Source organism: Anthropogastromicrobium aceti, assembly GCF_020687335.1.
GTDB lineage: Bacteria > Bacillota > Clostridia > Lachnospirales > Lachnospiraceae > Anthropogastromicrobium > Anthropogastromicrobium aceti.
The window spans coordinates 23,180-44,717 of the sequence record NZ_JAJEQN010000029.1 but is presented as its reverse complement, the minus strand read 5'-3'; the positions used below and the strand labels follow the sequence as shown (position 1 = coordinate 44,717).

Below are 21,538 nucleotides of genomic sequence, written 5' to 3'. Positions count from 1 at the left end.
GGCTTTGCCGCAACAAGGGGCTGCACCCCTTGCGCCGCTTCGCGGCTATCCCTGCACACCCGCAAAAACAGTACACCCGCCGTTGGCGTCTGTACCATTTTTGCGGGTTTTATTATCCTATCCGGGAGGTGATACCCATAGCCATTTACCATTGGAACATCGGCATTGTGAGCCGAGGAAAAGGCAAATCAGCCGTTGCCGCAGCCGCCTACCGAAGCGGCGAAAAGCTGACAAACGAATGGGACGGAATGACCCATGACTACACCCGCAAAGGCGGCGTTGCCCATACCGAAATCATGCTGCCGCCCCATGCCCCGCCCTCTTTCTCTGACCGTTCAACCTTGTGGAACAGCGTGGAGCTTTACGAGAAAGCCGGGAACGCCCAGCTTGCCAGAGAGATTGACGCGGCGCTCCCCATAGAATTATCCAGAGAGGAACAGATCCGGCTTGTCCGGGAATACTGTTCCTCTCAATTTGTTTCCAGAGGAATGTGTGTGGATTTTGCCATTCACGACACCAACAGCGGCAACCCCCATTGTCATATTATGCTTACCATGCGCCCCCTTGACGAGCGCGGCGCGTGGGCGGCGAAATCCAAAAAGGAATATGACCTTGACGAAAACGGTGAGCGTATCCGCTTGCCAAGCGGCAGATACAAAACCCACAAAGTTGACCTTACAGGCTGGAACGACAAGGACAACACCCTCTTGTGGCGCAAGGCATGGGCTGACTTTACCAACGACTTTTTGGAGAGGAACGGAAGCCCGGAGCGCATCGACCACCGCAGCAACGCCGAGAGAGGAATTGACGAGATACCCACCGTCCACATGGGCGTGGCTGCTTGCCAGATGGAAAAGAAAGGTATCGCCACCGAGAAAGGCGAACTGAACCGAAATATCCAAAAGGCAAACCGCCTTATCCGGGAAATCCGGGCGCAGATTGGGAAGCTCAAAGAATGGATTGCCGACCTGTTCAAGGCGCGGGAAACCGCCCCGGAACAGCCGCCGCAATCTCCCAACCTTGCAAATCTGCTGATGAAGTATTTGAGCGTTCAGAGGGAAAAGAGCCGGAAGTATTCGCAAAGTTGGCAGCACCAACACGCAGCCGATGAACTGAAAACCATAGCGGCAGCGGTCAACTATCTTTCCGAGCATGGTATCTCTAATCTTGACGAGCTGGACGCTTCTCTTTCCTCTGTCAGTGATAAAGCCTATTCAATCCGGGAGGGAATGAAAACCGCCGAGGAACGCATGAAGAAGCTGCAAAAGCTAATTGAATACGGGAAGAACTATACAGAGTACAAGCCCATTCACGATGAGCTGAAAAAGCTGCAAAACGGCTGGACAAACAAGCGCGACAAGTACGAGGAAGCCCACCGCGCCGAGCTGACCCTATGGAACGCAGCAAGCCGCTATCTCCATGCAAATCTGCCGAAAGGAACAAAGACCTTGCCTATTGCGGAATGGGAACAGGAATATGCTGACCTCAAAACACAGAGGGACAGCGATTATACCAAACTGAAAGAGACCCGCGCCGAGGTTGCCGAGCTTCAAAAAATCCGCAGGTGCGTGGATATTGCACTCCGCGCCGACCAACCGGAGCAGACGCAGAGCCGCACCAAGCGGCATGATATAGACCGCTGAAAGGAGTTGAACTTTTATGTATTACACCCAAGAACAGATAGACCGGGCGAACCAAGCTGACCTTGTTTTGTTCCTGCAATCGCAGGGAGAACCGCTGGAACGCGCCGGACAGGAATACCGATGGAAACGGCACGACAGCTTGACTATCCGGGGAAACAAATGGTACAGGCACAGCCAGAGCAAGGGCGGCGGCCCCGTTGATTTTGTCATGGAGTTTTTCGGCAAGAGCTTTACCGAAGCCGTTGAATTGCTGATAGGAGAAAAAGGCGCAGCACCGGGCAGAAATCGCGGACGGGAAGTATATCCGTGAAGCGATTTACGGCTTGAAAGAGCCGCCGCAGGAAGAAACCGTTGAGATTATCCGCATGAGCGAGGTTGACACACAGACCGTTGAATGGCTATGGGAGCCGTATATTCCCTTTGGGAAAGTAACCATTGTGCAAGGCAATCCCGGCGAGGGCAAGACCACCTTTGCCCTGCGCCTTGCCGCCGCCTGTACCACCGGGGGAACGCTGCCGGGAATGAAGCCCTTGCCGCCATTCCAAGTGATTTACCAGACCGCCGAGGACGGGCTGGGCGATACCGTCAAGCCTCGCTTGATAGAAGCCGCCGCAGACCTTGACCGGGTGCTTGTGATTGATGAAGCCAAGCGGGAGCTTACCCTGTCCGACGAGCGCATAGAGAAAGCAATCACGCAGAACGGGGCGCGACTGATTATCCTTGACCCCATACAAGCGTATATGGGCGACAAAGCCGACATGAACAAGGCTAACGAAGTGCGCCCTATCTTCCGCCGTCTTGCCGAAGTCGCGGAGCGTACCGGGTGCGCCGTTATCCTTATCGGACACCTGAACAAAGCCGCCGGAGGACAGAGCGCGTACCGGGGATTAGGTTCTATCGACTTCCGAGCCGCCGCGCGGAGCGTGCTTTTAATCGGGCGCGTAAAGCGTGAGCCGAATGTGCGCGTTATCGTCCATGACAAATCTTCCCTTGCGCCGGAGGGGAAGCCTATCGCCTTTTGCCTTGACCCGGAAACGGGCTTTTCATGGATAGGCGAATACGACATAACCGCCGACGAGCTGCTATCCGGCGCGGGCGGCAACACCGCCACCAAGACCGAGCAAGCCGAGAAGCTGATACTTGATTTACTGGCAGACGGGAAAGAGCTTGCCAGCGAGGACATTGTAAAAGCCGCAGCCAAAGCCGGAATATCCGAAAGGACAGTACAGAACGCCAAGCGCAACATGAGCGGCATTTTAGGCGCAAGGCGTGTCGGCGGTCAATGGTACAACTTCATCAAGAAGAAGCAGCCACCCGAACCCGCAAGCTGAAAGTGCAAAACGCAGACCCTTTGCACTTTGCACTTTCGCACTTTCACGATAATTTGCGTCAATAACTCAAAAAAGCACTTGACAAAACGCTTCATGGGGCAATGCCGAGGATATAAAGCCATATATCGACCCCATGTTTGAAAATAACGTGCTGCTGACGCAGACCGAAAGGCTGATGATGAGCAGCCGCCCGAAGCACCCGAAGTATGCAAGAAACAAAAACGTGCTTGTCATCGGCGGCTCCGGCAGCGGCAAAACAAGGTTTTTTGTAAAGCCCAACTTAATGCAAATGCACAGCAGCTATGTTGTCACAGACCCGAAAGGAACGGTTTTAATCGAGTGTGGAAAGCTCTTGCAGCGGGGCGGGTACAAAATCAAGGTGCTAAACACCATCAATTTCAAGAAATCCATGCGGTACAATCCCTTCGCCTATCTGCGCAGCGAAAAGGATATTTTGAAACTGGTAAATACCATTATCGCCAACACCAAAGGCGACGGGGAAAAATCCGGCGAGGATTTTTGGGTGAAATCGGAACGGCTTTTTTACTGCGCCCTTATCGGCTACATCTGGTACGAAGCCCCGGAGAATGAGAAAAACTTTACGACGCTGCTTGAAATGATAAATGCGTCGGAAGCCCGCGAGGACGACCCGGAATTTCAATCCCCCGTTGACCTCATGTTTGAACGCTTGGAGGAAAAAGACCCGGAACATTTTGCGGTGCGCCAGTACAAGAAGTTTTTGCTGTCTGCCGGAAAAACAAGAAGCTCTATCCTCATTTCCTGCGGTGCGCGTCTTGCCCCCTTTGACATTCGGGAACTGCGCGAGCTGATGGAAACCGACGAAATGGAGCTTGACACCTTAGGCGACCGAAAGACCGCGCTTTTTGTTATTATCTCCGACACCGACGACACCTTTAACTTTGTTGTATCAATCCTTTACACACAGCTTTTCAATCTGCTTTGTGACAAGGCAGATGATGTGTACGGCGGGCGGCTACCTGTTCATGTGCGCTGTCTGCTTGACGAGTTTGCAAATATCGGGCAGATACCGAAGTTTGAAAAACTCATTGCCACGATAAGGAGCCGCGAAATCTCCGCGTCCATCATCTTGCAGAGCCAGTCGCAGCTAAAGGCTATCTACAAGGACAACGCCGATACCATTGTCGGCAACTGCGATACGACCCTGTTCTTGGGCGGCAAGGAGAAAACGACCCTTAAAGAAATGTCGGAAATCTTGGGGAAAGAAACCATTGACAGCTTCAACACTTCCGAAACAAGAGGACGGGAGCTTTCCCACGGGCTGAACTATCAGAAGTTAGGCAAGCAGCTTATGAGCGAAGATGAAATTGCGGTCATGGACGGCGGGAAATGTATCTTGCAACTACGCGGGGTGCGTCCGTTCTTCTCCGAAAAATACGATATTACCAAACACCCGAAGTACAAGTACCTTTCCGACTTTGACAAGAAAAATGCCTTTGACATGGAAAAGCACTTGCGCCGCCGTCCTGCAATCGTAAAGCCGGACGAGGTATTTGACTATTACGAAGTTGACGAAGCAGATTTGCAGAAGGACACAGAAAATGAATAAGCGTATCAGAAAGAAAAAGGCAAAACAGCAGCTAATCCGGGCTATCAGCGGGCTTGTGGAAGCTGCCGAGGAAATGCAGCGGGAACAGGAACGCAGGACAAGACAGGCAGGTATTTCCTATATCAAGTATATCGAAGCTGTCCGGGAACGGCAGTACGGCATTATGCCTGTCTACACACCACTTTTTGAAAAGGAGGGAGCTTAAAGTAAAAATAATAAACACGGGCTACATGGTACGCGCCCCTACTCCTTGCGCGTATCGCGGCAGGAAGCCGCACCCTTACAACTGAATACCGCCGCGCCGCAGCAACAAACGCAGCGCGGGGACTTATGACCGCGGCAGTTATCGAAAACTGACCGCCGTTTTTTATGCCCTTTTTCGGGCAGCCGCACAGCGGCAGAAAGGAGTTATATTATGGCATTTTTCAACAGCGCAGTAGGCGTTTTACAGACACTCGTTATCGCTCTCGGAGCAGGTCTTGGCATTTGGGGCGTTATCAACCTCTTGGAGGGCTACGGAAATGACAACCCAGGTGCAAAAAGCCAGGGCATGAAGCAGTTTATGGCTAATTAAAGGGAACAAAAAGAAAGGAAAAGCACAATCCAGACGGTATCAGCGGCAGGCTACAAGAATAAATTGTGATTTCACAAGATTGGTGCTATAATAAGAGAAAAGTTCCTGCCGGGGCAGCCGCCCCGGTGGTATGGATAGAAAGGCAGGAAAGCAATATGCACATCAGCTATAAACCACTCTGGCATACACTGTTAGAGCGTGATATGAGAAAAGAAGATTTAAGGCTTGCCGCCGGTATGACAACGAATATGATTGCCAACATGAGCAAAGAGGGAAAGCACATCAGCATGGACACATTAGCCCGTATCTGCGAAACGCTGAATTGTGAGATTACCGATGTGATTGAGTTAGTACCAGACGAGCCTGCTTCCACAGGAGGTAAGGAACATGAGCGAATTGAAACCAAGAATAACAGAAAACGGAATTGATTATATCCTTGTCGGAGATTACTACATCCCGGATTTGAAGCTGCCGGAAGAACACCGCCCCATAGGAAAGTATGGACGGTTGCACCGGGAATATTTGAGAGAAGTCCACCCAGCCAGATTGAATACATTGACACTGACCGGAGAATTATGGACATATCTTGCAGATCTGAACGAACAGGCACAGAAGCGATTAGGTACAATCATAGAGCAGATGAAAGCTGCTGAGGGGGTCACAGAAGAATTAAAGAGTATCTGTCAGATGGAATGGGTGCAGCGTTGCAATAACATTCACAATCGGGCAGAAGAAATTGTTTTGCATGAGATGATTTATTCATAACGGTATGGTAGAATGATTATGATAAATCGGAGTTTGACGAGGTAAAAGAATATGAATGGAAAACATCTATTTCTTACATCTGCAGGGTTGACCGATAAGATGAAAGAGAAATTCTTTGATATTATTGGAAAGTGTCCGAAGGATGTGAAAGTGCTTTATATTCCAACAGCTGGCATTGAAACAGATGGTGCAAGAGAGTCGCTTGCAATATGTTTTCATGAACTCTTTCTAATGGGAATTCAGTACGAAAATATATTAGTGTACAATCTGGAATTAATTCTTTCAAAAGACTATCAAAGAACCTATTCTTCGTATGTTACAACCCCGTTTATGCTTACAAGGCTATTAACTTTTGAAGAATTAAACCAATTTGATGCTGTTTTTGTCAGTGGTGGTGATGTATCTGTGCTTTGTCGTGAAATGTCTAGAACTGGTTTTGATAGAATACTTAATAATGCAATTAAAAACGGACTTATATATGTCGGAATCAGTGCAGGAAGTATGTATGCGGCGGGAAATTTAACAGATGGATTACATATTATTGACAATCCTATTATCCCCCATTGGAATGGTTCTGAAACAACAGTATTACCGAACGGCAAAGATGAGATTAAGCTTGCTGATGGAAAAGCTGTTTATGTAGAGGATAATTACATGAGTGTAATATGATGCACATGTAGGATTAGTCAAATTCAAGTTTGCCGAAATATCTTTCTAACTTTCCCTATTTTACAGGCTTTTCAGCCCATTCATGAGTGAAATGATATGTATTTTCCCTTATTTTTGCCCTTATGAGATAATCGTAAGGGAAATAAGGGAAAGTTTTATTTAGTCGTTGCCTGCCACTTTATCAAGTAACTTTGCGGATTCCCGCTTGGCTTTTCTTGTGGAATGGGCGTAGACATTCATTGTGGTACTGACATCTGAGTGTCCTAACAGTTCCTGTACATCTTTCGGAGCTGCTCCATTTGCCAGAAGGTTGCTTGTGTAGGTGTGTCGCAACTGGTGAAAATGAAATCCTTCAAATCCATCCAGTTTCTGAGCAATCTTCCTGCAAACAATTCCTAACGTGCTTGGCAGTTCCAAACTTCCATCCGGTCTTAAGCAGACAAAGGATATTTCCTTATAATCTTCTGGAACATTCTCTGTTCCGTCCAGATGATAGAACTCATAGTAAACTCTGTTTTTGTCTTTTACTTCTCTGTAGTAGTTTTTGTGGTAAAGTTCTCCGTACTGCATTCGGTTTTTAAGTTGTTCCTTTCGGGCATTGCGAAGAATCTCTGCCAGTGTATCTCCAAAATCAACAATCCTTACCTTTTTTCGTTTGGTTGGTCCGATGATATTCTTGTGCCTTGAACCATCATATCGGATACTGCGTCTGATCGTAAGGCACTGTTCTTCAAGATTTACATCCTGCCATGCCAGACCACAGGCTTCACCGATACGAAGTCCTGCATAATAAGCTATCTGGATTGGAAGTATTGCCGGTGGATTGTAATCCTGTAGAAATTCAATCAGTCTTTCATAATCCTCTCGTGGAATTGGCTGTATATCGCCATCCATGTCATCATCAGAAAACAGGTCAACCTCATCCGTCTGGTATTTCAGCTTAATATACTGCATCGGATTGAAAGTGATATATTGCTTTGGTGATACTGCAAACCGGAATGACTGCTGTAATACTGCCGAGAAAGAACGAATGTAATCTTTGCTGTAACCTTTTCTTTCTGAACCATCTGGATAAGTGCCACCAAAGGAAAGCAGATCGAAGAAGGCTTGTAAATGCTCAGATGTTACATTTTTCAACTTTCTCTCTGAAATTGGATGCTTCTTGATGTTGGTAATAGCACCAAGGTAATTCTGGACTGTCCCATTACTGAGAGTACCGGTCTTTAATTCTTCCTCTGCCCATATATCAAGTAATTCTCCAACTGTAATATTTTCCGACTTTGCAATGAATTTCTTGCTTTCGTAATCGTCCATTGCCTGACGGAGCAGTTTTTCCGTTTCACTTTTGCTTTCTGTTCCAGCGTATTCTTTCTGAACCAGATTGCCGCTTGCATCTTCTACATAGAAGCGGTAGTACCATTTCTTTCCTTTTTTTCTTACAGATCCTTTTGCCATAATCGTGTGTCTCCTTTCGATATCAGACAATCGGAACTGATGAAATGCTTCTTGCGTGTAGGCATCTTATGGACAAGTCCATAAGCCAATTCGCCGCTCGTCAAATCTGTAAACAGCCTGACTTGCTCGTGCTCATTGTATCATAACTCCGCTTGTCGTTCTATACCGAATCGGAATCCTCATACAAAACTTCTGATAAAAGATTTTCAAGCCTTTGTTCTGCCATTTCCGGTTTCTTGGAATAGAGCCTTACAATATCTGCCATATCATTAAAGGCATTAACGGTATGGGTGATCTCCCGGAGAAACATAATCTCGTTATATTCATCATTCGATTCAAATCCCATTGCCTTTGCAATATCCGCTTCATTCGTGTTGTCCTTGTAATTCTTGCAGGCAAACTGGAATGATTCCAGAAACAGGTTATATTGCTTTAACATCAACAGCAGTAAATCTTTGGAAAAAGCATCTTCCTTTTTACTAAGGTCGAGAGGTAACTGTTTGAGAATATCGCCCATTGCATCACGAATCTGTAATTCTTTCTTATCCGTAATATCGGTTTCGTATTCATCGGTTTCCCCCTTGAGCCATTCAATAGATACATGAAGTGCTTCCGAAAGACCTTCCAGCACCATCTTTTTGGTATTGTCAATCGAACCATTCTCATAACGCAGGATTGTGGAAGCGGTAACTCCCATCTTCTCTGCAACATAAGGCTGTGTCAGATTTAATTCCAGGCGACGCTGTTTTGCCCTGCTACCTATCAGCTTGCGTAGTTCTTTATCTTTCATGCTGATTGCCTCCTTTTTCGGTATGTATGAATTATAGCATGTACCTCACATAATTGCAATATGCAATTTAATGATTATTTTTAAAATTTCATAACGCTTGACAACGCAATATAAAACCGCTATACTAACAGCACAACAAAAATTGCATAATGCAATTTAACAGGAGGTGACAAGATGACGGAAAGAAAGATTGCATTATCCATCGAGGAAGCAGCCGACTATACAGGAATTGGCAGAAACACTTTGAGAAAGCTGGTTGAATGGAAGAAGCTTCCGGTATTAAAAGTCGGAAGAAAAGTCCTTATTAAAACTGACATTCTGGAAAAGTTCATGGAAGCCAACGAGGGGCGAGATCTGAGGGATAAAGGAAATGTAAAAGCTGTCACAAGAAATGTGGCAACTTAAAAAGGCGGCTTCCTACGAAACCGCCAAAGGTTCTATCAGACCGAAGCCATGATATACCTACACGCAAGAGGATTATACCATGTGCTTCTCCTGATATGCAACCGGGAACTGTTGTTTATCGGAAAAAGAAAGGATGAAGACGATATGGCGAAATCAACAAAGACTTATGAAGAAAGAATACGTGCATTAGAGAAAAAGGAACAGGAAAGCATTGAAGCTACAAAAAAGCTCATAGCACAGCGGAAGGAACTGGAAAAGAGAAAGAAAGCGGAAGAAAGTAAAAAACGAACCCACAGGCTCTGTCAGATTGGAGGAGCGGTGGAATCGGTTCTTGGCTGTCCGATTGAGGAGGAAGATTTACCAAAGTTGATAGGCTTCTTAAAAAGGCAGGAAACAAACGGGAAGTTTTTCTCAAAAGCGATGCAGAAAGAATTAGTTACAGACATGGAGGAAGTGTAATGGCGGAGGGAGTGGGTTTTCCATTCCCTTCATTGCCTTTGAATGAAGGGCGCACTTATGGACAACCAGAGGTCGTCCTTATAAGTTTGCCACAAGTGGCAACCGGTCTGCGCTTACGCTTGCCGGGCTCGTTCCGTCGGCGGGGCTTTCAGCCAGACCTGCTCATGCCGCAGGTGGCACTCTTGTGCAGAGGGCGTTCCGACAGCTTCACTCCTGCAAAACCAGAAGAAGATGCTGTCGGAAATCAATGCCGGATACGGCAGAAAGGGGGAATCGTATCATGGCGATATTTCACTTTACAGTAAAGATTGTCGGGCGCAGTAAAGGAAAATCTGTCATATCCGCATCGGCATATCTTAATGGAGATGTGATGAAGAATGAGGAAACAGGCAGAACCAGTTACTATACTTCCAAAAAGGAAGTCGTCTACACCAGTCTGATGATGTGCGAAAATGCACCTCCTGAATGGCTGCATGTACCGGAAGAAAATATAAAAAGGTTTCAACAGTCTATCCGTTATAAAAGAGCGGATGATAAAGATGCCGCACTGGAAAAGTTTAAAATCACATTTCAGAAACAGCGTCTATGGAATGAGGTATTGAAGATAGAAAAAAATGCAGATGCACAGCTTGGACGCTCATTTGAATTTTCCCTGCCGAAAGAATGGAGCAGACAGGAACAGATTGATTATACAACCGAATATATTCAAAAGACTTTCGTGGATAAGGGAATGTGTGTCGACTGGAGCATACACGATAAGGGCGATGGAAACCCACATGTGCATTTACTTGTAACCATGCGACCATTCAATCTGGATCATTCATGGGGCAGCAAAGAAGTCAAGGACTGGGATTTTGTCAGAGATACTGACGGAAATATCGTGGTTGATGAATCCCACCCGGACTGGTGGCAGGATAAGAAAAATCCTGACCGGCATGGAATCCGTATTCCGGTACTTGATGAAAACGGAGTACAGAAAGTCGGGGCAAGAAACAGAAAACAATGGAAACGTGTTCTGACCGATGCTACCGGCTGGAGTAATCCAAAGAATTGTGAGTTATGGCGAAGCGAATGGGCTAAGACGTGTAACCGACATTTATCCATAGACAATCATATTGACCACCGCTCTTATGAAAGACAGGGTAAATTAAAAGTTCCTACTATCCATGAGGGTGCAGATGCAAGAAAGATTGAGGAAAAATATCTCACCGGACAGATAAGGAAAGGTTCATGGAAGGTTGAGGAAAACCAGATGATTAAAAAACAAAATGCACTATTGCAAAAGGTAATTGAAACCTTTGGTAAGGTATCCGGTGCATTGTCGATGTGGAGGGAGTGGTTGAATGACATTAGAAGAAAGCAAAGAAGTAATTCCCATGATGGAAGCAATGATTACACAGATAGAGGAACAGCAGAATATCATGGCAGAGATGCTTCAGGAGATACAGGAAAAGGACGAGAAGCTGATGTGTTTTCAGGAGCAGGAAGAACGATTGCAGCAATTAGAGAGCGAATTATCAGAGCTGCTACAAATCTTACCGAATACAGAAGAACTGTTGATGCTTCTGGAAGAAAAGACAGACCAGATACAGAAACTCACAGACGAAAATCAGCAATGGCAGGAATTGGCACAGAAATTAAACAGCGAGAACCGGCTATTGCAGAAACAGAACAGCGAATTGTTGAACTTGAACAGCAATTAGAGAAAGGAAGGTCGATTGATGAACGAATTAAGAAACTCAAAGAGCGACGATCAACTGGAAGAGTTGCTTCTGCTGACAGAGCAGATGCAGGAAGAACTCGACCAGAAAGACAGGACTATCCGGGAACTGAAAATGCAGCTCGACGAATCGCTGACCTTGAACGAGAGGTTAAACAGCGAGAACAGAGCAGGGAACATTCAAGCCTTAAAGAACGACTTGAGGAAAACAAAAGAATTGTTGCAGAGCGAGAAAGAGAAAACGCACGCTGCCGAAATCATGACAGAGGAATGTCAAGATAAGCTAAGGCAGGCAGAACAGGAACGGGACTATGCACTCTCTCATCAGAAAAAAGTAGAGATACCGGTTGAAAAGCCGGTACTCTATCAAAAGTGTGGGAACTGTAACCTGACAGCTTATCTGAAAGCCAAGGAAAAGTATGATACGCAGAGAGAAAAACTGGCAGGCAGATATAAAACAAAAACAGCCATGTATGAAGCATTGATGTTTCTGCTGATATGGTATTCCGTATCAACTACTCTTTTTCAGATGATACGGTCAAAAATATTTATTTCTGATTGCGTGGTATTCTTTGATACAATCGCCACTTTTATACAGACCATTGCAGGGTGGATTATACTGACAGGAAAGAACATGGCACAGATTAGTAATGGAATATCCAATCCTGTCGTTGCCGGAATTGTATATTGGCTGATAAGAATACTGATCTGCGGTGGATGTTTGGTGGGTGCTGGAATACTTGTAGCATTTATAGAGATAAAGATTGCAGAGTTATATAAGAAGTGCTGTTGGGATATGATTACCATAATGGTAATACTTATAAGCATGGCAACAGCTATCTACTTTGGGAAGTGGATAAAGACAACATTGCCAATCAATCTGCTATTTCTCTTATTATTCGTGCAACTGGTATATGTTGGAATCAGGTGGTATGTAAAGGGATGGCGAGAAACAAGGGGATATCATTAAAACAAAAATACCGATATTTTATTGGTACTATATGTCTTTACTTTCGTGCTAATATATATTATCATATTAGCACGAAAGGAGAAAGCATATGACTCAGTTTGAAAAATTAGATTTGTTGTTGCGTGAATGTGGAGGGACAATTCAGACATTTCAAGTTCTAAATAATGGAATTAGTAAGTCTGTGTTTTATGCATATGTGAAGGAACGAGGATTAGAACAAGCTGCTCATGGTGTGTATGTATCGCCGGATACGTGGACAGATGCAATGTACCTTTTGCATTTACGTTGTGGTCAAGCTGTATTTTCTCATGAAACTGCATTGTTTTTTCATGATTTAACGGACAGAGAGCCTTTGAAATACACCATAACAGTAAGAACTGGATATAATCCAAGTCGTTTGCAGGAAGACGGTTTTCAAGTGTACACAGTAAAAAAGGATTTACATGAAATAGGAATCATAGCTATGCAGACATCATTCGGACATTCCGTTCCCGTTTATGACATGGAGAGAACAATTTGTGATCTGCTTCGTAGCAGAAAAAATGTTGAAATGCAGGTCTTTCAAGACGCATTGAAACAATATGCAAAACGTAAGGATAAAAACTTACGGATGCCGATTTTGTGCGCTTCTTCCGGTGTGGTTTCTCCCACCGCAAAGGATTGTATCAAGTGCCGCCCTAAATGTGTGCCGCGATCTCCGGCAGCTTCCCGCGTCCATGCAAACTCAATATCGGCGGTTTCCAGCCCGCAGCCGAAAGAGGACGCAAGCAGCTTCCCGTCTGTCTTTTCGGGATTTAAGATATAGTCTATCGCAGCCTTTAAGGTTGATTTAATAGGGTGCGTCTTTGTAACCGCCATATCTCGTCCACCGCCTTTTTAATGTCCTCTATATCCTGCCTGTAAACCGTCCCCGTCGCATTGGCGCGTTTTGCAATTTGGTTGATGTTCCGGCTCACCGCTTGCAGTTCCCGGATATATGCTTTTGTGTCGCTTCGGTCAACGACAAGAATATACCCGTCTATCGCCATTTTACGGAAGTATGCCCCATACTGCTTTATGGGAAGCTGCTTCATCTTCTCGTCGATCAGCCGCTTTTCTTCTTCCGTAACGTAAAACTTCATCTGTATATTTCTCTTTCGGTTTTCCATTTCCGCACCGCCTTTCGGTATAAGGGTTTGGGATTATCCCAACAAGCATTTTCCGCAAACGGGTACTCGTTTGCTGTGCTTGCTATCTACTCCATACCCCCACCGAAAGGCGGTATTTGTTGCGCGTTCCTTTGATTTTGGACGCAAAAAAAGATTGCAGCCGCCATGCGCTGCAATCTCCCGATTTCTCATATTGTGAGGTTAATCCTCTGCTTTTTCGACTTCCGTTATCTCCCTTGCTGTTGCGGTTACAATCCGTATGCCTTTATCGCTCATACCGTCCAGCAGCGCGTCAAGCTGCCGCCGCCCGGTGGATTTCTCCGCATTGCTGTTCGGGAAGAAAAATTGATCTACCGAAATATGATACCGGGTTACAAGGTCATAGAATACCTGTAAACTCGGCTGTTGTCCCTTGTTCTCGATATTCGCAAGGTAGCGCGGGGAAATATATAACTCGTCGCTTACCTTTTTGCGGCTCTCGCCGTATTCATTTCTCGCGGCTTTTATAGCTGCCCCGAAAGCCTTAAAGTCGTACAATGGTACGGGTCTTTTTGCCATTTTCATTCACCCTGTTACATTTTACAGTTCACCTTTCTTTTTGGATATGTCCACACAATTCATATCATTAGGTTAAATACTTCCTGTTGTGTATTGACAGTAGACTGATTTTCTGATAAAATAAAATTCATGTAAAAGGAGGCGGCGTTTATGTTGCATAGCATGCGTATTAGATAAGCATTGAAAAAAAGGATTTTCCCATTTTCAACATGGGCTTTTTTGTCATGCTTATTTTGCGGATGCTATACAAAAAACTAACGACGTATAGATATAGTATAGACATAGTGCAAGCTATGCCTTAGTTTTGTTGTACTGCTCTGTGCATTATAAATGCAGGTCAATGCTCATGTTGAGGATTGACCTGCATTTTTTTGTGTAAAAAGGACGAGTGAAATATAATGCTTAAAAAATATTGGATAAAATGTCCGATTTGTAACGGAAAGACGAGAGTTCAAGTATTTCATAATACTGTATTAAAAGATTTTCCTCTTTTCTGCCCTAAATGCAAATTGACGCATATCATTGATGTAGAAAAATTAGAGATTGTAATCAAAAATACAGAAAAACAAACTTTTATTATTTAGAAGAAAGGATATAAAAATGAAACGTTTACCTAAATATACGCCTGCGGAAGTACGGAATGATCCATACGGATTTACTTACAAAGAAATGTCGGAAGTTATTGGCGAGAATGAAGCAAAAGCCTTATATGAAGAATTATATAAGCAATTACCACGCAAAAAAAATCTATCAATGTTGGTAAAAAATATTTGCAAAAGCAGTGATACTGAAAAGTATGTTTACGAACTGAAAGACAACAAATACATTGAAACGGTTTTTATCAAGCGGCGAGATGGTGGAACTGTTTGCGTGAGCACACAAGTCGGTTGTCCTGTTGGTTGTATTTTTTGTGAGTCCGGGCGAAATGGCTTTGTTCGTAATCTAACATCGTCAGAAATCGTACAACAGATTATATTGTTGCGTCGAAAAGTAAACCGTATCGTTTTTATGGGTATGGGAGAGCCTTTATTCAATTATGACAACTTGATAAAAGCAATCCATATTCTCCGAGATAGATATGGGCTCAACTTTCCAACCGACGGCATTACCATATCAACAGTTGGTCCGGTCGATCAATTAAAAAAATTGCGCGAGGAACATCTTAAAATTCAGTTGACAATATCTTTACACGCAGCAACACAATCTGCAAGAAATCGTATTATTCCTCACATGCGCATATATGCTATTGAAGATGTTGTTAAGCAAGCCTTATCCTATTCTGAAAGGCATAATCGCAAAATTGTCTTTGCGTATTTGCTTTTACCGGGTATAAATGACCGGCCCTCAGATGTAAGACAACTTGCAAAATGGTTTCGGGGCAAAAAAGTTATGATTAACGTGTTACAATACAACCCAACAAGCAATTCAAGAATTAAAGCACCACAGAAACGGGAAATAGTTGCATTCAAACATCAATTAGAGCAAGCAGGACTTGAAGTTACTATGAGAGTTTCTCATGGCAGAGAGATTAACGCGGCTTGTGGACAGTTAGCTAACACATATAATAAATTCAAAAAAAAATGATTAAAAGTGCCAGACGCATAGACGCAGAGCCGATAACGCATTAGGTCAAAAAACCTATGTGTTATCGGCTTTTTTATTTAATATTGCGCAAAAGCCGCTGTTCCCTATTATAGAATGGATTGCGGGTAGTGTATTAAAGTCGCCCTTTTTTAAGGATACGGCGGTATCGGGGAGGTATCGCCGTGTCCATTTTTATTTACTGTAACCCGCCTAATGCTTTGCGGTCAAAAAAAGCTATGCTCCGCAAGCGGGATATTCCGGCTATGAATGTGAACTGTCAATACATTTAGCTACTGCTTACATTTCCTTTGCGCCCGTCCGCGTCTTGCGGACGGGCGCATTTTGCTTTTTTCAACTTTTTTCTGAAAAGCGCACTCAAGAGCCATCTCCCGAACGGGTACGGAGCGAAAGGGGCAGAGAGGACAAGCCCTTAACTCCCGTCCTCTACTCCACGCGGGAAGGAGGTGAACTCTATGGAGCTATCTTCTTCCGACAAGGAAAGAATACAACATCAGTACGACGCATTAGCAAAGAAAACTTTGGTCGGCGAAGCGAAAAGCCACCGCCGCACTCTTGCGAAACGCGCAGCACGCGAAGTTACTTTTTCGGATTTGAGCGAAAGCGAACTCGCGCAGCTTTTCACAACGGACGAATACGAAAGCGATTATTTCCGTTTTCAAGTGTCCGGCTTTGATGTACTCGTCAAAAATGAACTGCTTGCCGAAGCCCTTAACGCTTTGCCCGAAAGGAAACGCGACATTATCCTTTTGTCCTACTTCTTGGATATGAGCGACGCGGAAATTGGCGAACTGCTGAATGTTGTACGCACGACGGTTTTCCGGCACAGGAAATCCGCGCTTGCGAAAATCAAACAGTATTTGGAGGGAAAAGCAGATGATGAATACCGTTAGGAAGTCTGAAAATCTGTTGCCGTTCCCTGTCATTTCCGCAGCGGCAAACGGCGACACAACCGCCATGTGCGCGATCTTGAAGCACTACGAGGGTTACATAGCGAAACTTTGTACCCGCACGCTGAAAGACGACGCGGGCAATACCTATTCCTATGTGGACGAGGAAATGCGTAACAGGCTGCAAGTGCGCCTTATTACCCGCACCCTTGCTTTTCATGTAGGATAATCTTTTAGCCCATGCGGGGAGCGTGTCCCCTTTCCACGCTTCCCGTTATGGGCTATTTGTCGTTCCGCAAAAGCATATCCGCTGTTGATGTGCTTTTGCAGGCCGACAAAGCCTATTGTTCTTTGACAAAGAAAGCGGCCTTTGGTGCGCAGCATAACAGGCAAACGGGTACATTCCGTCTGTACCGAGCCAGTCGGCGGGTACGCCATGACAGCTTTTCCCCATAGGGGAAAAGCCGAGCGAGAACTACCGCGCCGTAAAACAGGTTTAGCAGCTTGTGGGCGACGACATACAAGGCGGCACAATGATACTCCCGCGTTGAACACCCTCAAAGTATTGCGCGGCGCACCCATAAGCATGGGCCGGGGTGAAACTCCCGTGAGGTTGCAGCTAACAACCGCCCGTTTTTGCCTTTTGACGAATATAGTTTATCCATACAGGAAAAGGAGGTTTTTCTAATGGATAAAAAACAGACAATTACAACCGAACGCAAAATAGGGAAAATCACCTATCTTGTTCAAGCGTTGCCGAGTGAAAAGGCAACCGATACAATCCATAAAAAGATTGAGAAACTCATTGTAAAGGATTTGCAGAAAAAGCCCGGAAATCCGGGATTTTTAGCGTCCGAGTAGTGCATTAGGCGGCGGGATATGGTATAATGATAGCAACACATTATACCTGTTTATTCGGCTGTCGGAAAGGAGGACTAATGTTACAGTCGAATAAAATCACCGCCCTTTACTGCCGTTTAAGTCAAGAGGATATGCAAGCCGGAGAAAGCGGAAGCATACAGCACCAAGATGTAATATGTAGAGGGTGGTTTCTACCGCCTAATACTATTACATGACTGGCGGCTCATTTGTGGTGAATTGGTCTGGCAGTTGTGGGAAAGGAAAAAAATCCGCATAACTGCTGACATTTTAGCACGAAGGGAGCATGAAAATGAAGTCTATTTTTGAAGAAATGGGCGGCACATATACGAAGGTTGGCGATTACTATATCCCCGACCTTGCGCTGCCGGAGACCGAGGAATATCAGATCGGTAAGTATGGCCGTATGCGCCGCCGCTACTTGAAAGAGCATCGTCCCGTCCTTTATGCACACTACCTAACAAGCTGCACCCTGCATGAACATCTTGCAGAGATAGACAAATCCTGCAATCAGCGTATGGAGATCATGTGCGAAGCTATGGCACGACTGGAAGGTGTGACCGAGGCACTTAAAGCTACCGATCAAATGGAATGGGTACGGCGCATGAACAACATTCATAACCGTGCAGAGGAAATTGTTCTGACGGAGCTTGTATATTGCTAAACACATGTTAGCCCCGCATCAGCATGAATGAACGCTGGTGTGGGGCTAATTCTGTATCACTTAGCTCTTTATATTCCAGTAGCCTTTTCGGTCAGACCCGATGCGCTCGATGATTCCTTTTTCCTTCAGCTCCTTCAGACGCTGAGAAACTGTTTTTCTGCTGATAGATAGCTTATCTGCTATGGTGGTAGATGTGTATGCAGGATCTTCGGAAATCAGGGCCAGAATTTGCATGGATTTTTCATCCAAGGTTTCTGTTACCTTTTCTGTTACCTTTTCTGTTACCTTTTCTGTCACCTTGTAGGTGGCAGATCGAATAACCCGATCCTCTGACGCTGTAAACTGAATCATAATATCGCCGGGATGCACGGTGTACGCAGGAAGCGGGCTTCCATCTTCCTTGCAAGCCTGACAGATTTTCTCAATACCACGTCCCCAGCTCTCGATGAAGCCGGCCAAATAATACACATTCGCAATCGCCGTGTTGTAAGGGCGGGATGCGTGTTTGGACATCAGGCTGTCTGCCGTCCAGTTGTCTGGAAGCCTACCACAGTTAGCGATATACAGCTTATCCTCATACACGCTGATCTGAATCGGAACGCCGCTTTCATATTGCTTGTGGCATAGAGCGTTAAGAAGGGCTTCACGCAGGGCAGCGTCGGGAACAAAATAACGCTCAATGCGCTGCATCCCTTCGTAAGTGATTTTCGCTTTCATATATTTCAGATGGATGACTTCAATGATCTTGTCAATCTGTTCCAACAAGGAGCCGTGAATTTCATCCTGATAACGGAGATCGGCATCATTCTCGAAAAAGCCGATTTTTGTGTATGCGCCCAGCTGCCAGCGGTCAGGGTCTTTGCAGAACAGCAGCATCGCTGCGTTGGTATAATACCCGGCATTGGTCAGACGCAGCTTTTCCATTAAATCCGCTTTGTCCTCGTCTAAAACGCTTTGGTCGATCCGGCCCTTCTTGGCGGCAAGGGTCTTGAATCTCTTGACCAACTCATCATCAATATCATCCAACGTAAATCCCGGCAAGGGCATATTATCCCACGAAGCACCACGTTTGCGTAGAATGAAGCTCTCCAGTTCTGGGCCAGAAAGGGTCTGCATGGTGCTGCCGCTTCTATAATAATAGACACCTTTGCAGTTTATGGCAACGGGATATGGTGGAACAACGATTTCCAGATATTCTTTCCCGTCACGCTCCAGCTGATTGACATCCACCACGATGCTCATGGCATTTCGGATTTTGTTTGGAACATCCTCCAGCAGCTTGCGGATATTGGGCAGGCCGATAACTTTTCCATCATCGTCACAGCCAATATAAATCTTGCCGCCCTGTGCATTGGCGAAGCCGCAAATCCATTCCAGATAGTCATCCTTCCACTTAGCTTTCCATTCTATGTTCTGATTTTCAGGCATTATTATCACCATCCTCTGATTTATTCTTTCCCCGGCTCTTATAAACATTATACTGATTTTTACACCTTGCACTGCAAAAAGCGGAGTTAGCCCGGTTACTCAGGAACACTTTCTGACACTGCTTGCACATCCGCAACGGCTTTGTGCTGTCCACCAGCATGAAGCTGAACATCATCTGAATCCCCAACAGCAGGGAATGGAAATCCCAATAGATCGTTGGCCTATCCAACAGCTCTATATGATAGGTGGGTGCAATGCCGCCAAATGCAGCCATAGACTTACGCAGCATATTCCGGCTTTCTTCCTCCATGGAATCATAGTCATTATAATAGAAGAAAGAGGTCAGCATATTAAATGCCCAATCCTTGAGTTGCTGTGCCACCCAATCGTAAGGCTCTGCATACGCCCGCTGGAAGCTCATGGTCTTTGCCATCGGCTCGTCCATAAAGGTCATGGTCAGTGCAATCATTGCCCGGTCGCTGGACACATTCCAACTGGATTCCACACCGTTCTTGACCACATCCAGCTTATCAAAGGGGTAAAACAGGGACAGATACTTCTCCGTCTCCATCGTTTCTTCCTTGATAAAATGGTTCTTTGGCAGATATACCGCCTCATAATCCATAAAGGACGGCGTGGTGGGCAGGGCCGTCATCAGGCCCAGCAGCCCATAGTGGGTAATAAATTCCAAGATTGCCTTTTCTACCTCTGGCTCAGAGCTTTTCTTGCCGTTCATCATCAGCATCCCCACATTCAGAGCATCCAGCACAATGTCCGGGGCTTCCTTGAGTGGGTTATAGACATCCGGCCTGGCATCCTTTGCCGGGGTGATGTATTTCTTCCCGTCCTTGCCTGTTTTGATTTCATAGCGTTCATACCGCACCCAATGGGAACGGGATTGCTCAAAAAATGTATTCATAACGCAAATCCTTCCTTTCGGTCATCTGCTTATCAAATTCAATCAGATCATTCGCTGTCCTTGCTGCTGCCAAGGGCAGCTTTCTTTTTCCTCGGCTTTGATTTGTTCTCCCGGAGGATAACGGCGTCCTTGCCATAGGCTTTCAGCAAAAGCCCATATTCCTCTAAGAACTGCCGTTCCCGCAGCGTTAGGCTTCCACAGTCGTTCTGTTTTTCCAAAAGGTAATCATAAACCGCTCTTTGCAGCTTCTTGTGGATATTCTTTCGGAGCTTTCTAATGTTTCGGTCTGTCTGTCCCCGTATCATACCCACCTGTATGGTGCTGTACTGCCGGATGGACAGGTAATACAGCACTTCCTTCTGATCAATGGTAAGGCTGCGTATCAGCTCAGAAATAAATGAGCTTGCAACCAACTCATGCAGTTCATAGGGGCAAGAAAAAATGATATCCAGAAAATTGCCGCTGGCAAGCTGGCGGTATCGTGGCAGATTCAAATACAGCGGAATCATCTTCGGATTGGGAACTGCCATGTATTCTAACGGAACATCTCCCCGGAGATTTTCATGGTCACGCTCCCGTCGTTCCCGATTCCGATCCAACCTGTCCCATTCGCTGACAACGTATCGAAAGTCGTCCTCTGTTCTTGCAGCATCCTCCAGCCGTGCCAACGCCTCTGCCCGTATCTGGCGCTTTAAGCGTTTTTCGCTGACAGGAGCAGCTTCTTCCTCTTCGTCCTCCAGTTCTACGGTGTAGTCCCTTGGGTTTTCGTCCTGCTCCAGCTCTCTTTCCAGCTCTAAGGCTCGTTCTTCGGAGAGGATTTCCTCTAACTGCTCGTTTTGTATCGTCAGATCGGAGGCTTCATCCCATTCGGTTAGGTCATCACCGTCATCCGGGAACAGGAGAAATGTTCTATTTTCATCTGTCATGACCTCACCTCCGAAAATTTTTTGAATTTCTTTCAAAAACAGTTCCGATTTACACCCCGGATTTCTCCTATTAGTGAGAGGGTAATCTGATAAGCGGTTATTTAGGTTACTTTTTCAACCCGTATCAAGAGAAAGGAGGACGCAAGTTGCGGTAG

24 protein-coding genes and 5 pseudogenes are annotated in these 21,538 nt (G+C 45.6%); 21 read left to right on the top strand and 8 right to left on the bottom strand.

The genetic code is table 11. The features are described 5' to 3' along the window. Positions 1 to 29 precede the first annotated feature (29 nt). The 8 genes and pseudogenes from mobQ (at position 30) to LKD48_RS11310 (ending at position 6,570) form a co-directional block, all read left to right on the top strand. Positions 30 to 1,643: a MobQ family relaxase gene (mobQ, locus tag LKD48_RS11345; RefSeq protein WP_331466846.1), complete on the top strand. Its 1,614-nt coding sequence runs from the start codon at positions 30 to 32 to the stop codon at positions 1,641 to 1,643. 16 nt (positions 1,644 to 1,659) lie between these two features. Continuing rightward, positions 1,660 to 2,974: pseudogene (locus LKD48_RS11340) on the top strand (AAA family ATPase). 85 nt (positions 2,975 to 3,059) lie between these two features. Beyond that, positions 3,060 to 4,562, top strand: a pseudogene (locus LKD48_RS11335) (VirD4-like conjugal transfer protein, CD1115 family); the annotation flags it as partial. Continuing rightward, on the top strand, positions 4,555 to 4,767 hold the full coding sequence (locus LKD48_RS11330) for a hypothetical protein (RefSeq protein WP_005928546.1): 213 nt from the start codon (positions 4,555 to 4,557) through the stop codon (positions 4,765 to 4,767). The pseudogene LKD48_RS11335 and the gene LKD48_RS11330, both read left to right, overlap by 8 nt. A gap of 210 nt (positions 4,768 to 4,977) precedes the next feature. Next, entirely contained in the window at positions 4,978 to 5,136 is a 159-nt protein-coding gene (locus LKD48_RS11325; protein WP_116705496.1) for a Maff2 family mobile element protein, read from the top strand. Between the two features lie 155 nt (positions 5,137 to 5,291). Next, positions 5,292 to 5,564 (top strand): helix-turn-helix domain-containing protein, encoded by a 273-nt coding sequence (locus tag LKD48_RS11320; RefSeq protein WP_002592127.1) that lies wholly within the window; start codon positions 5,292 to 5,294, stop codon positions 5,562 to 5,564. Then, entirely contained in the window at positions 5,524 to 5,901 is a 378-nt protein-coding gene (locus tag LKD48_RS11315; protein ID WP_117687769.1) for a TnpV protein, read from the top strand. The genes LKD48_RS11320 and LKD48_RS11315 overlap by 41 nt, the downstream gene beginning before the upstream one ends. A 51-nt stretch (positions 5,902 to 5,952) precedes the next feature. After that, the gene (locus LKD48_RS11310; RefSeq protein ID WP_005930833.1) at positions 5,953 to 6,570 is read left to right on the top strand and encodes a Type 1 glutamine amidotransferase-like domain-containing protein; all 618 of its coding nucleotides are present in this window, start codon (positions 5,953 to 5,955) and stop codon (positions 6,568 to 6,570) included. Between the two features lie 159 nt (positions 6,571 to 6,729). Here LKD48_RS11310 and LKD48_RS11305 read toward each other — a convergent pair whose 3' ends face one another. After that, a complete protein-coding gene (locus LKD48_RS11305; protein ID WP_015530038.1) occupies positions 6,730 to 8,025 on the bottom strand; it encodes a tyrosine-type recombinase/integrase in 1,296 nt (431 codons plus the stop codon). Positions 8,026 to 8,185: 160 nt separating this feature from the next. Continuing rightward, the gene (locus LKD48_RS11300; protein WP_308732054.1) at positions 8,186 to 8,815 is read right to left on the bottom strand and encodes a helix-turn-helix domain-containing protein; all 630 of its coding nucleotides are present in this window, start codon (positions 8,813 to 8,815) and stop codon (positions 8,186 to 8,188) included. Between the two features lie 174 nt (positions 8,816 to 8,989). On the opposite strand from LKD48_RS11300, the gene LKD48_RS11295 reads away from it, so the two are divergent. The 6 genes and pseudogenes from LKD48_RS11295 to LKD48_RS11270 form a co-directional block, all read left to right on the top strand. Beyond that, entirely contained in the window at positions 8,990 to 9,220 is a 231-nt protein-coding gene (locus tag LKD48_RS11295) for a helix-turn-helix domain-containing protein (RefSeq protein ID WP_003505382.1), read from the top strand. 144 nt (positions 9,221 to 9,364) lie between these two features. Continuing rightward, a complete protein-coding gene (locus tag LKD48_RS11290) occupies positions 9,365 to 9,679 on the top strand; it encodes a hypothetical protein (protein WP_041254741.1) in 315 nt (104 codons plus the stop codon). Next, positions 9,679 to 9,984 carry a hypothetical protein gene (locus LKD48_RS11285; protein WP_215691972.1) on the top strand — a complete coding sequence of 102 codons (306 nt, stop codon included), beginning with the start codon at positions 9,679 to 9,681 and terminating at the stop codon, positions 9,982 to 9,984. Before LKD48_RS11290 ends, LKD48_RS11285 begins: the two co-directional genes overlap by 1 nt. After that, positions 9,960 to 11,681 (top strand): MobA/MobL family protein, encoded by a 1,722-nt coding sequence (locus LKD48_RS11280; protein WP_215691971.1) that lies wholly within the window; start codon positions 9,960 to 9,962, stop codon positions 11,679 to 11,681. Before LKD48_RS11285 ends, LKD48_RS11280 begins: the two co-directional genes overlap by 25 nt. After that, on the top strand, positions 11,659 to 12,369 hold the full coding sequence (locus LKD48_RS11275) for a DUF6040 family protein (RefSeq protein ID WP_003505369.1): 711 nt from the start codon (positions 11,659 to 11,661) through the stop codon (positions 12,367 to 12,369). The genes LKD48_RS11280 and LKD48_RS11275 overlap by 23 nt, the downstream gene beginning before the upstream one ends. An 88-nt stretch (positions 12,370 to 12,457) precedes the next feature. Next, a pseudogene (locus LKD48_RS11270) lies at positions 12,458 to 12,982 on the top strand (type IV toxin-antitoxin system AbiEi family antitoxin domain-containing protein); the annotation flags it as partial. On the opposite strand, the pseudogene LKD48_RS11265 reads toward LKD48_RS11270, so the two are convergent. The 3 genes and pseudogenes from LKD48_RS11265 to LKD48_RS11255 form a co-directional block, all read right to left on the bottom strand. Further along, positions 12,979 to 13,227: pseudogene (locus LKD48_RS11265) on the bottom strand (relaxase/mobilization nuclease domain-containing protein); the annotation flags it as partial. The pseudogenes LKD48_RS11270 and LKD48_RS11265 sit on opposite strands and share 4 nt — an antisense overlap. Next, positions 13,188 to 13,517 (bottom strand): plasmid mobilization protein, encoded by a 330-nt coding sequence (locus LKD48_RS11260; RefSeq protein ID WP_002584958.1) that lies wholly within the window; start codon positions 13,515 to 13,517, stop codon positions 13,188 to 13,190. The gene LKD48_RS11260 and the pseudogene LKD48_RS11265, both read right to left, overlap by 40 nt. Positions 13,518 to 13,718: 201 nt before the next feature. After that, a complete protein-coding gene (locus tag LKD48_RS11255) occupies positions 13,719 to 14,075 on the bottom strand; it encodes a helix-turn-helix transcriptional regulator (protein ID WP_002584957.1) in 357 nt (118 codons plus the stop codon). A gap of 398 nt (positions 14,076 to 14,473) precedes the next feature. Between LKD48_RS11255 and LKD48_RS11250 the strand changes: the two genes are divergently transcribed. The 7 genes and pseudogenes from LKD48_RS11250 to LKD48_RS11225 all read left to right on the top strand — a co-directional run bounded on the left by LKD48_RS11250 (position 14,474) and on the right by LKD48_RS11225 (position 18,110). Beyond that, positions 14,474 to 14,659 carry a cysteine-rich KTR domain-containing protein gene (locus LKD48_RS11250; protein ID WP_003431289.1) on the top strand — a complete coding sequence of 62 codons (186 nt, stop codon included), beginning with the start codon at positions 14,474 to 14,476 and terminating at the stop codon, positions 14,657 to 14,659. A 16-nt stretch (positions 14,660 to 14,675) separates the two neighbouring features. Beyond that, positions 14,676 to 15,659 carry a 23S rRNA (adenine(2503)-C(2))-methyltransferase RlmN gene (rlmN, locus tag LKD48_RS11245; RefSeq protein ID WP_002584956.1) on the top strand — a complete coding sequence of 328 codons (984 nt, stop codon included), beginning with the start codon at positions 14,676 to 14,678 and terminating at the stop codon, positions 15,657 to 15,659. Positions 15,660 to 16,132: 473 nt separating this feature from the next. Continuing rightward, entirely contained in the window at positions 16,133 to 16,570 is a 438-nt protein-coding gene (locus LKD48_RS11240) for a sigma-70 family RNA polymerase sigma factor (RefSeq protein WP_002604474.1), read from the top strand. Further along, entirely contained in the window at positions 16,554 to 16,796 is a 243-nt protein-coding gene (locus tag LKD48_RS11235; protein WP_002604473.1) for a helix-turn-helix domain-containing protein, read from the top strand. Before LKD48_RS11240 ends, LKD48_RS11235 begins: the two co-directional genes overlap by 17 nt. A 458-nt stretch (positions 16,797 to 17,254) precedes the next feature. Beyond that, positions 17,255 to 17,428, top strand: coding sequence for a transposon-encoded TnpW family protein (locus LKD48_RS11230; protein WP_002604472.1), 174 nt, complete (start codon positions 17,255 to 17,257; stop codon positions 17,426 to 17,428). A 77-nt stretch (positions 17,429 to 17,505) separates the two neighbouring features. After that, a pseudogene (locus tag LKD48_RS16640) lies at positions 17,506 to 17,604 on the top strand (recombinase family protein); the annotation flags it as partial. A gap of 134 nt (positions 17,605 to 17,738) precedes the next feature. Continuing rightward, positions 17,739 to 18,110 carry a TnpV protein gene (locus tag LKD48_RS11225; protein WP_055145291.1) on the top strand — a complete coding sequence of 124 codons (372 nt, stop codon included), beginning with the start codon at positions 17,739 to 17,741 and terminating at the stop codon, positions 18,108 to 18,110. A 60-nt stretch (positions 18,111 to 18,170) separates the two neighbouring features. Here the strand turns inward: LKD48_RS11225 and LKD48_RS11220 are convergent, their stop codons facing one another. The 3 genes from LKD48_RS11220 to LKD48_RS11210 are packed head-to-tail and all read right to left on the bottom strand — an operon-like array spanning position 18,171 to position 21,383. Further along, entirely contained in the window at positions 18,171 to 19,538 is a 1,368-nt protein-coding gene (locus LKD48_RS11220; protein ID WP_055145294.1) for an ATP-binding protein, read from the bottom strand. Next, positions 19,531 to 20,457, bottom strand: coding sequence for a hypothetical protein (locus tag LKD48_RS11215; RefSeq protein ID WP_055145297.1), 927 nt, complete (start codon positions 20,455 to 20,457; stop codon positions 19,531 to 19,533). The genes LKD48_RS11220 and LKD48_RS11215 overlap by 8 nt, the downstream gene beginning before the upstream one ends. A 47-nt stretch (positions 20,458 to 20,504) precedes the next feature. After that, positions 20,505 to 21,383 (bottom strand): hypothetical protein, encoded by an 879-nt coding sequence (locus tag LKD48_RS11210; RefSeq protein WP_055145300.1) that lies wholly within the window; start codon positions 21,381 to 21,383, stop codon positions 20,505 to 20,507. Positions 21,384 to 21,538 lie beyond the last annotated feature (155 nt).

What these genes read in the sequence shown, in the direction of transcription:
- LKD48_RS11330 (WP_005928546.1), top strand. Translation starts at nt 4,555, where the DNA reads ATGAATAAGCGTATCAGAAAGAAAAAGGCAAAACAGCAGCTAATCCGG.
- LKD48_RS11325 (WP_116705496.1), top strand. Translation starts at nt 4,978, where the DNA reads ATGGCATTTTTCAACAGCGCAGTAGGCGTTTTACAGACACTCGTTATC.
- LKD48_RS11320 (WP_002592127.1), top strand. Translation starts at nt 5,292, where the DNA reads ATGCACATCAGCTATAAACCACTCTGGCATACACTGTTAGAGCGTGAT.
- LKD48_RS11315 (WP_117687769.1), top strand. Translation starts at nt 5,524, where the DNA reads ATGAGCGAATTGAAACCAAGAATAACAGAAAACGGAATTGATTATATC.
- LKD48_RS11310 (WP_005930833.1), top strand. Translation starts at nt 5,953, where the DNA reads ATGAATGGAAAACATCTATTTCTTACATCTGCAGGGTTGACCGATAAG.
- LKD48_RS11305 (WP_015530038.1), bottom strand. Translation starts at nt 8,025, where the DNA reads ATGGCAAAAGGATCTGTAAGAAAAAAAGGAAAGAAATGGTACTACCGC.
- LKD48_RS11300 (WP_308732054.1), bottom strand. Translation starts at nt 8,815, where the DNA reads ATGAAAGATAAAGAACTACGCAAGCTGATAGGTAGCAGGGCAAAACAG.
- LKD48_RS11295 (WP_003505382.1), top strand. Translation starts at nt 8,990, where the DNA reads ATGACGGAAAGAAAGATTGCATTATCCATCGAGGAAGCAGCCGACTAT.
- LKD48_RS11290 (WP_041254741.1), top strand. Translation starts at nt 9,365, where the DNA reads ATGGCGAAATCAACAAAGACTTATGAAGAAAGAATACGTGCATTAGAG.
- LKD48_RS11285 (WP_215691972.1), top strand. Translation starts at nt 9,679, where the DNA reads ATGGCGGAGGGAGTGGGTTTTCCATTCCCTTCATTGCCTTTGAATGAA.
- LKD48_RS11280 (WP_215691971.1), top strand. Translation starts at nt 9,960, where the DNA reads ATGGCGATATTTCACTTTACAGTAAAGATTGTCGGGCGCAGTAAAGGA.
- LKD48_RS11275 (WP_003505369.1), top strand. Translation starts at nt 11,659, where the DNA reads ATGACAGAGGAATGTCAAGATAAGCTAAGGCAGGCAGAACAGGAACGG.
- LKD48_RS11260 (WP_002584958.1), bottom strand. Translation starts at nt 13,517, where the DNA reads ATGGAAAACCGAAAGAGAAATATACAGATGAAGTTTTACGTTACGGAA.
- LKD48_RS11255 (WP_002584957.1), bottom strand. Translation starts at nt 14,075, where the DNA reads ATGGCAAAAAGACCCGTACCATTGTACGACTTTAAGGCTTTCGGGGCA.
- LKD48_RS11250 (WP_003431289.1), top strand. Translation starts at nt 14,474, where the DNA reads ATGCTTAAAAAATATTGGATAAAATGTCCGATTTGTAACGGAAAGACG.
- rlmN (WP_002584956.1), top strand. Translation starts at nt 14,676, where the DNA reads ATGAAACGTTTACCTAAATATACGCCTGCGGAAGTACGGAATGATCCA.
- LKD48_RS11240 (WP_002604474.1), top strand. Translation starts at nt 16,133, where the DNA reads ATGGAGCTATCTTCTTCCGACAAGGAAAGAATACAACATCAGTACGAC.
- LKD48_RS11235 (WP_002604473.1), top strand. Translation starts at nt 16,554, where the DNA reads ATGATGAATACCGTTAGGAAGTCTGAAAATCTGTTGCCGTTCCCTGTC.
- LKD48_RS11230 (WP_002604472.1), top strand. Translation starts at nt 17,255, where the DNA reads ATGGATAAAAAACAGACAATTACAACCGAACGCAAAATAGGGAAAATC.
- LKD48_RS11225 (WP_055145291.1), top strand. Translation starts at nt 17,739, where the DNA reads ATGAAGTCTATTTTTGAAGAAATGGGCGGCACATATACGAAGGTTGGC.
- LKD48_RS11220 (WP_055145294.1), bottom strand. Translation starts at nt 19,538, where the DNA reads ATGCCTGAAAATCAGAACATAGAATGGAAAGCTAAGTGGAAGGATGAC.
- LKD48_RS11215 (WP_055145297.1), bottom strand. Translation starts at nt 20,457, where the DNA reads ATGAATACATTTTTTGAGCAATCCCGTTCCCATTGGGTGCGGTATGAA.
- LKD48_RS11210 (WP_055145300.1), bottom strand. Translation starts at nt 21,383, where the DNA reads ATGACAGATGAAAATAGAACATTTCTCCTGTTCCCGGATGACGGTGAT.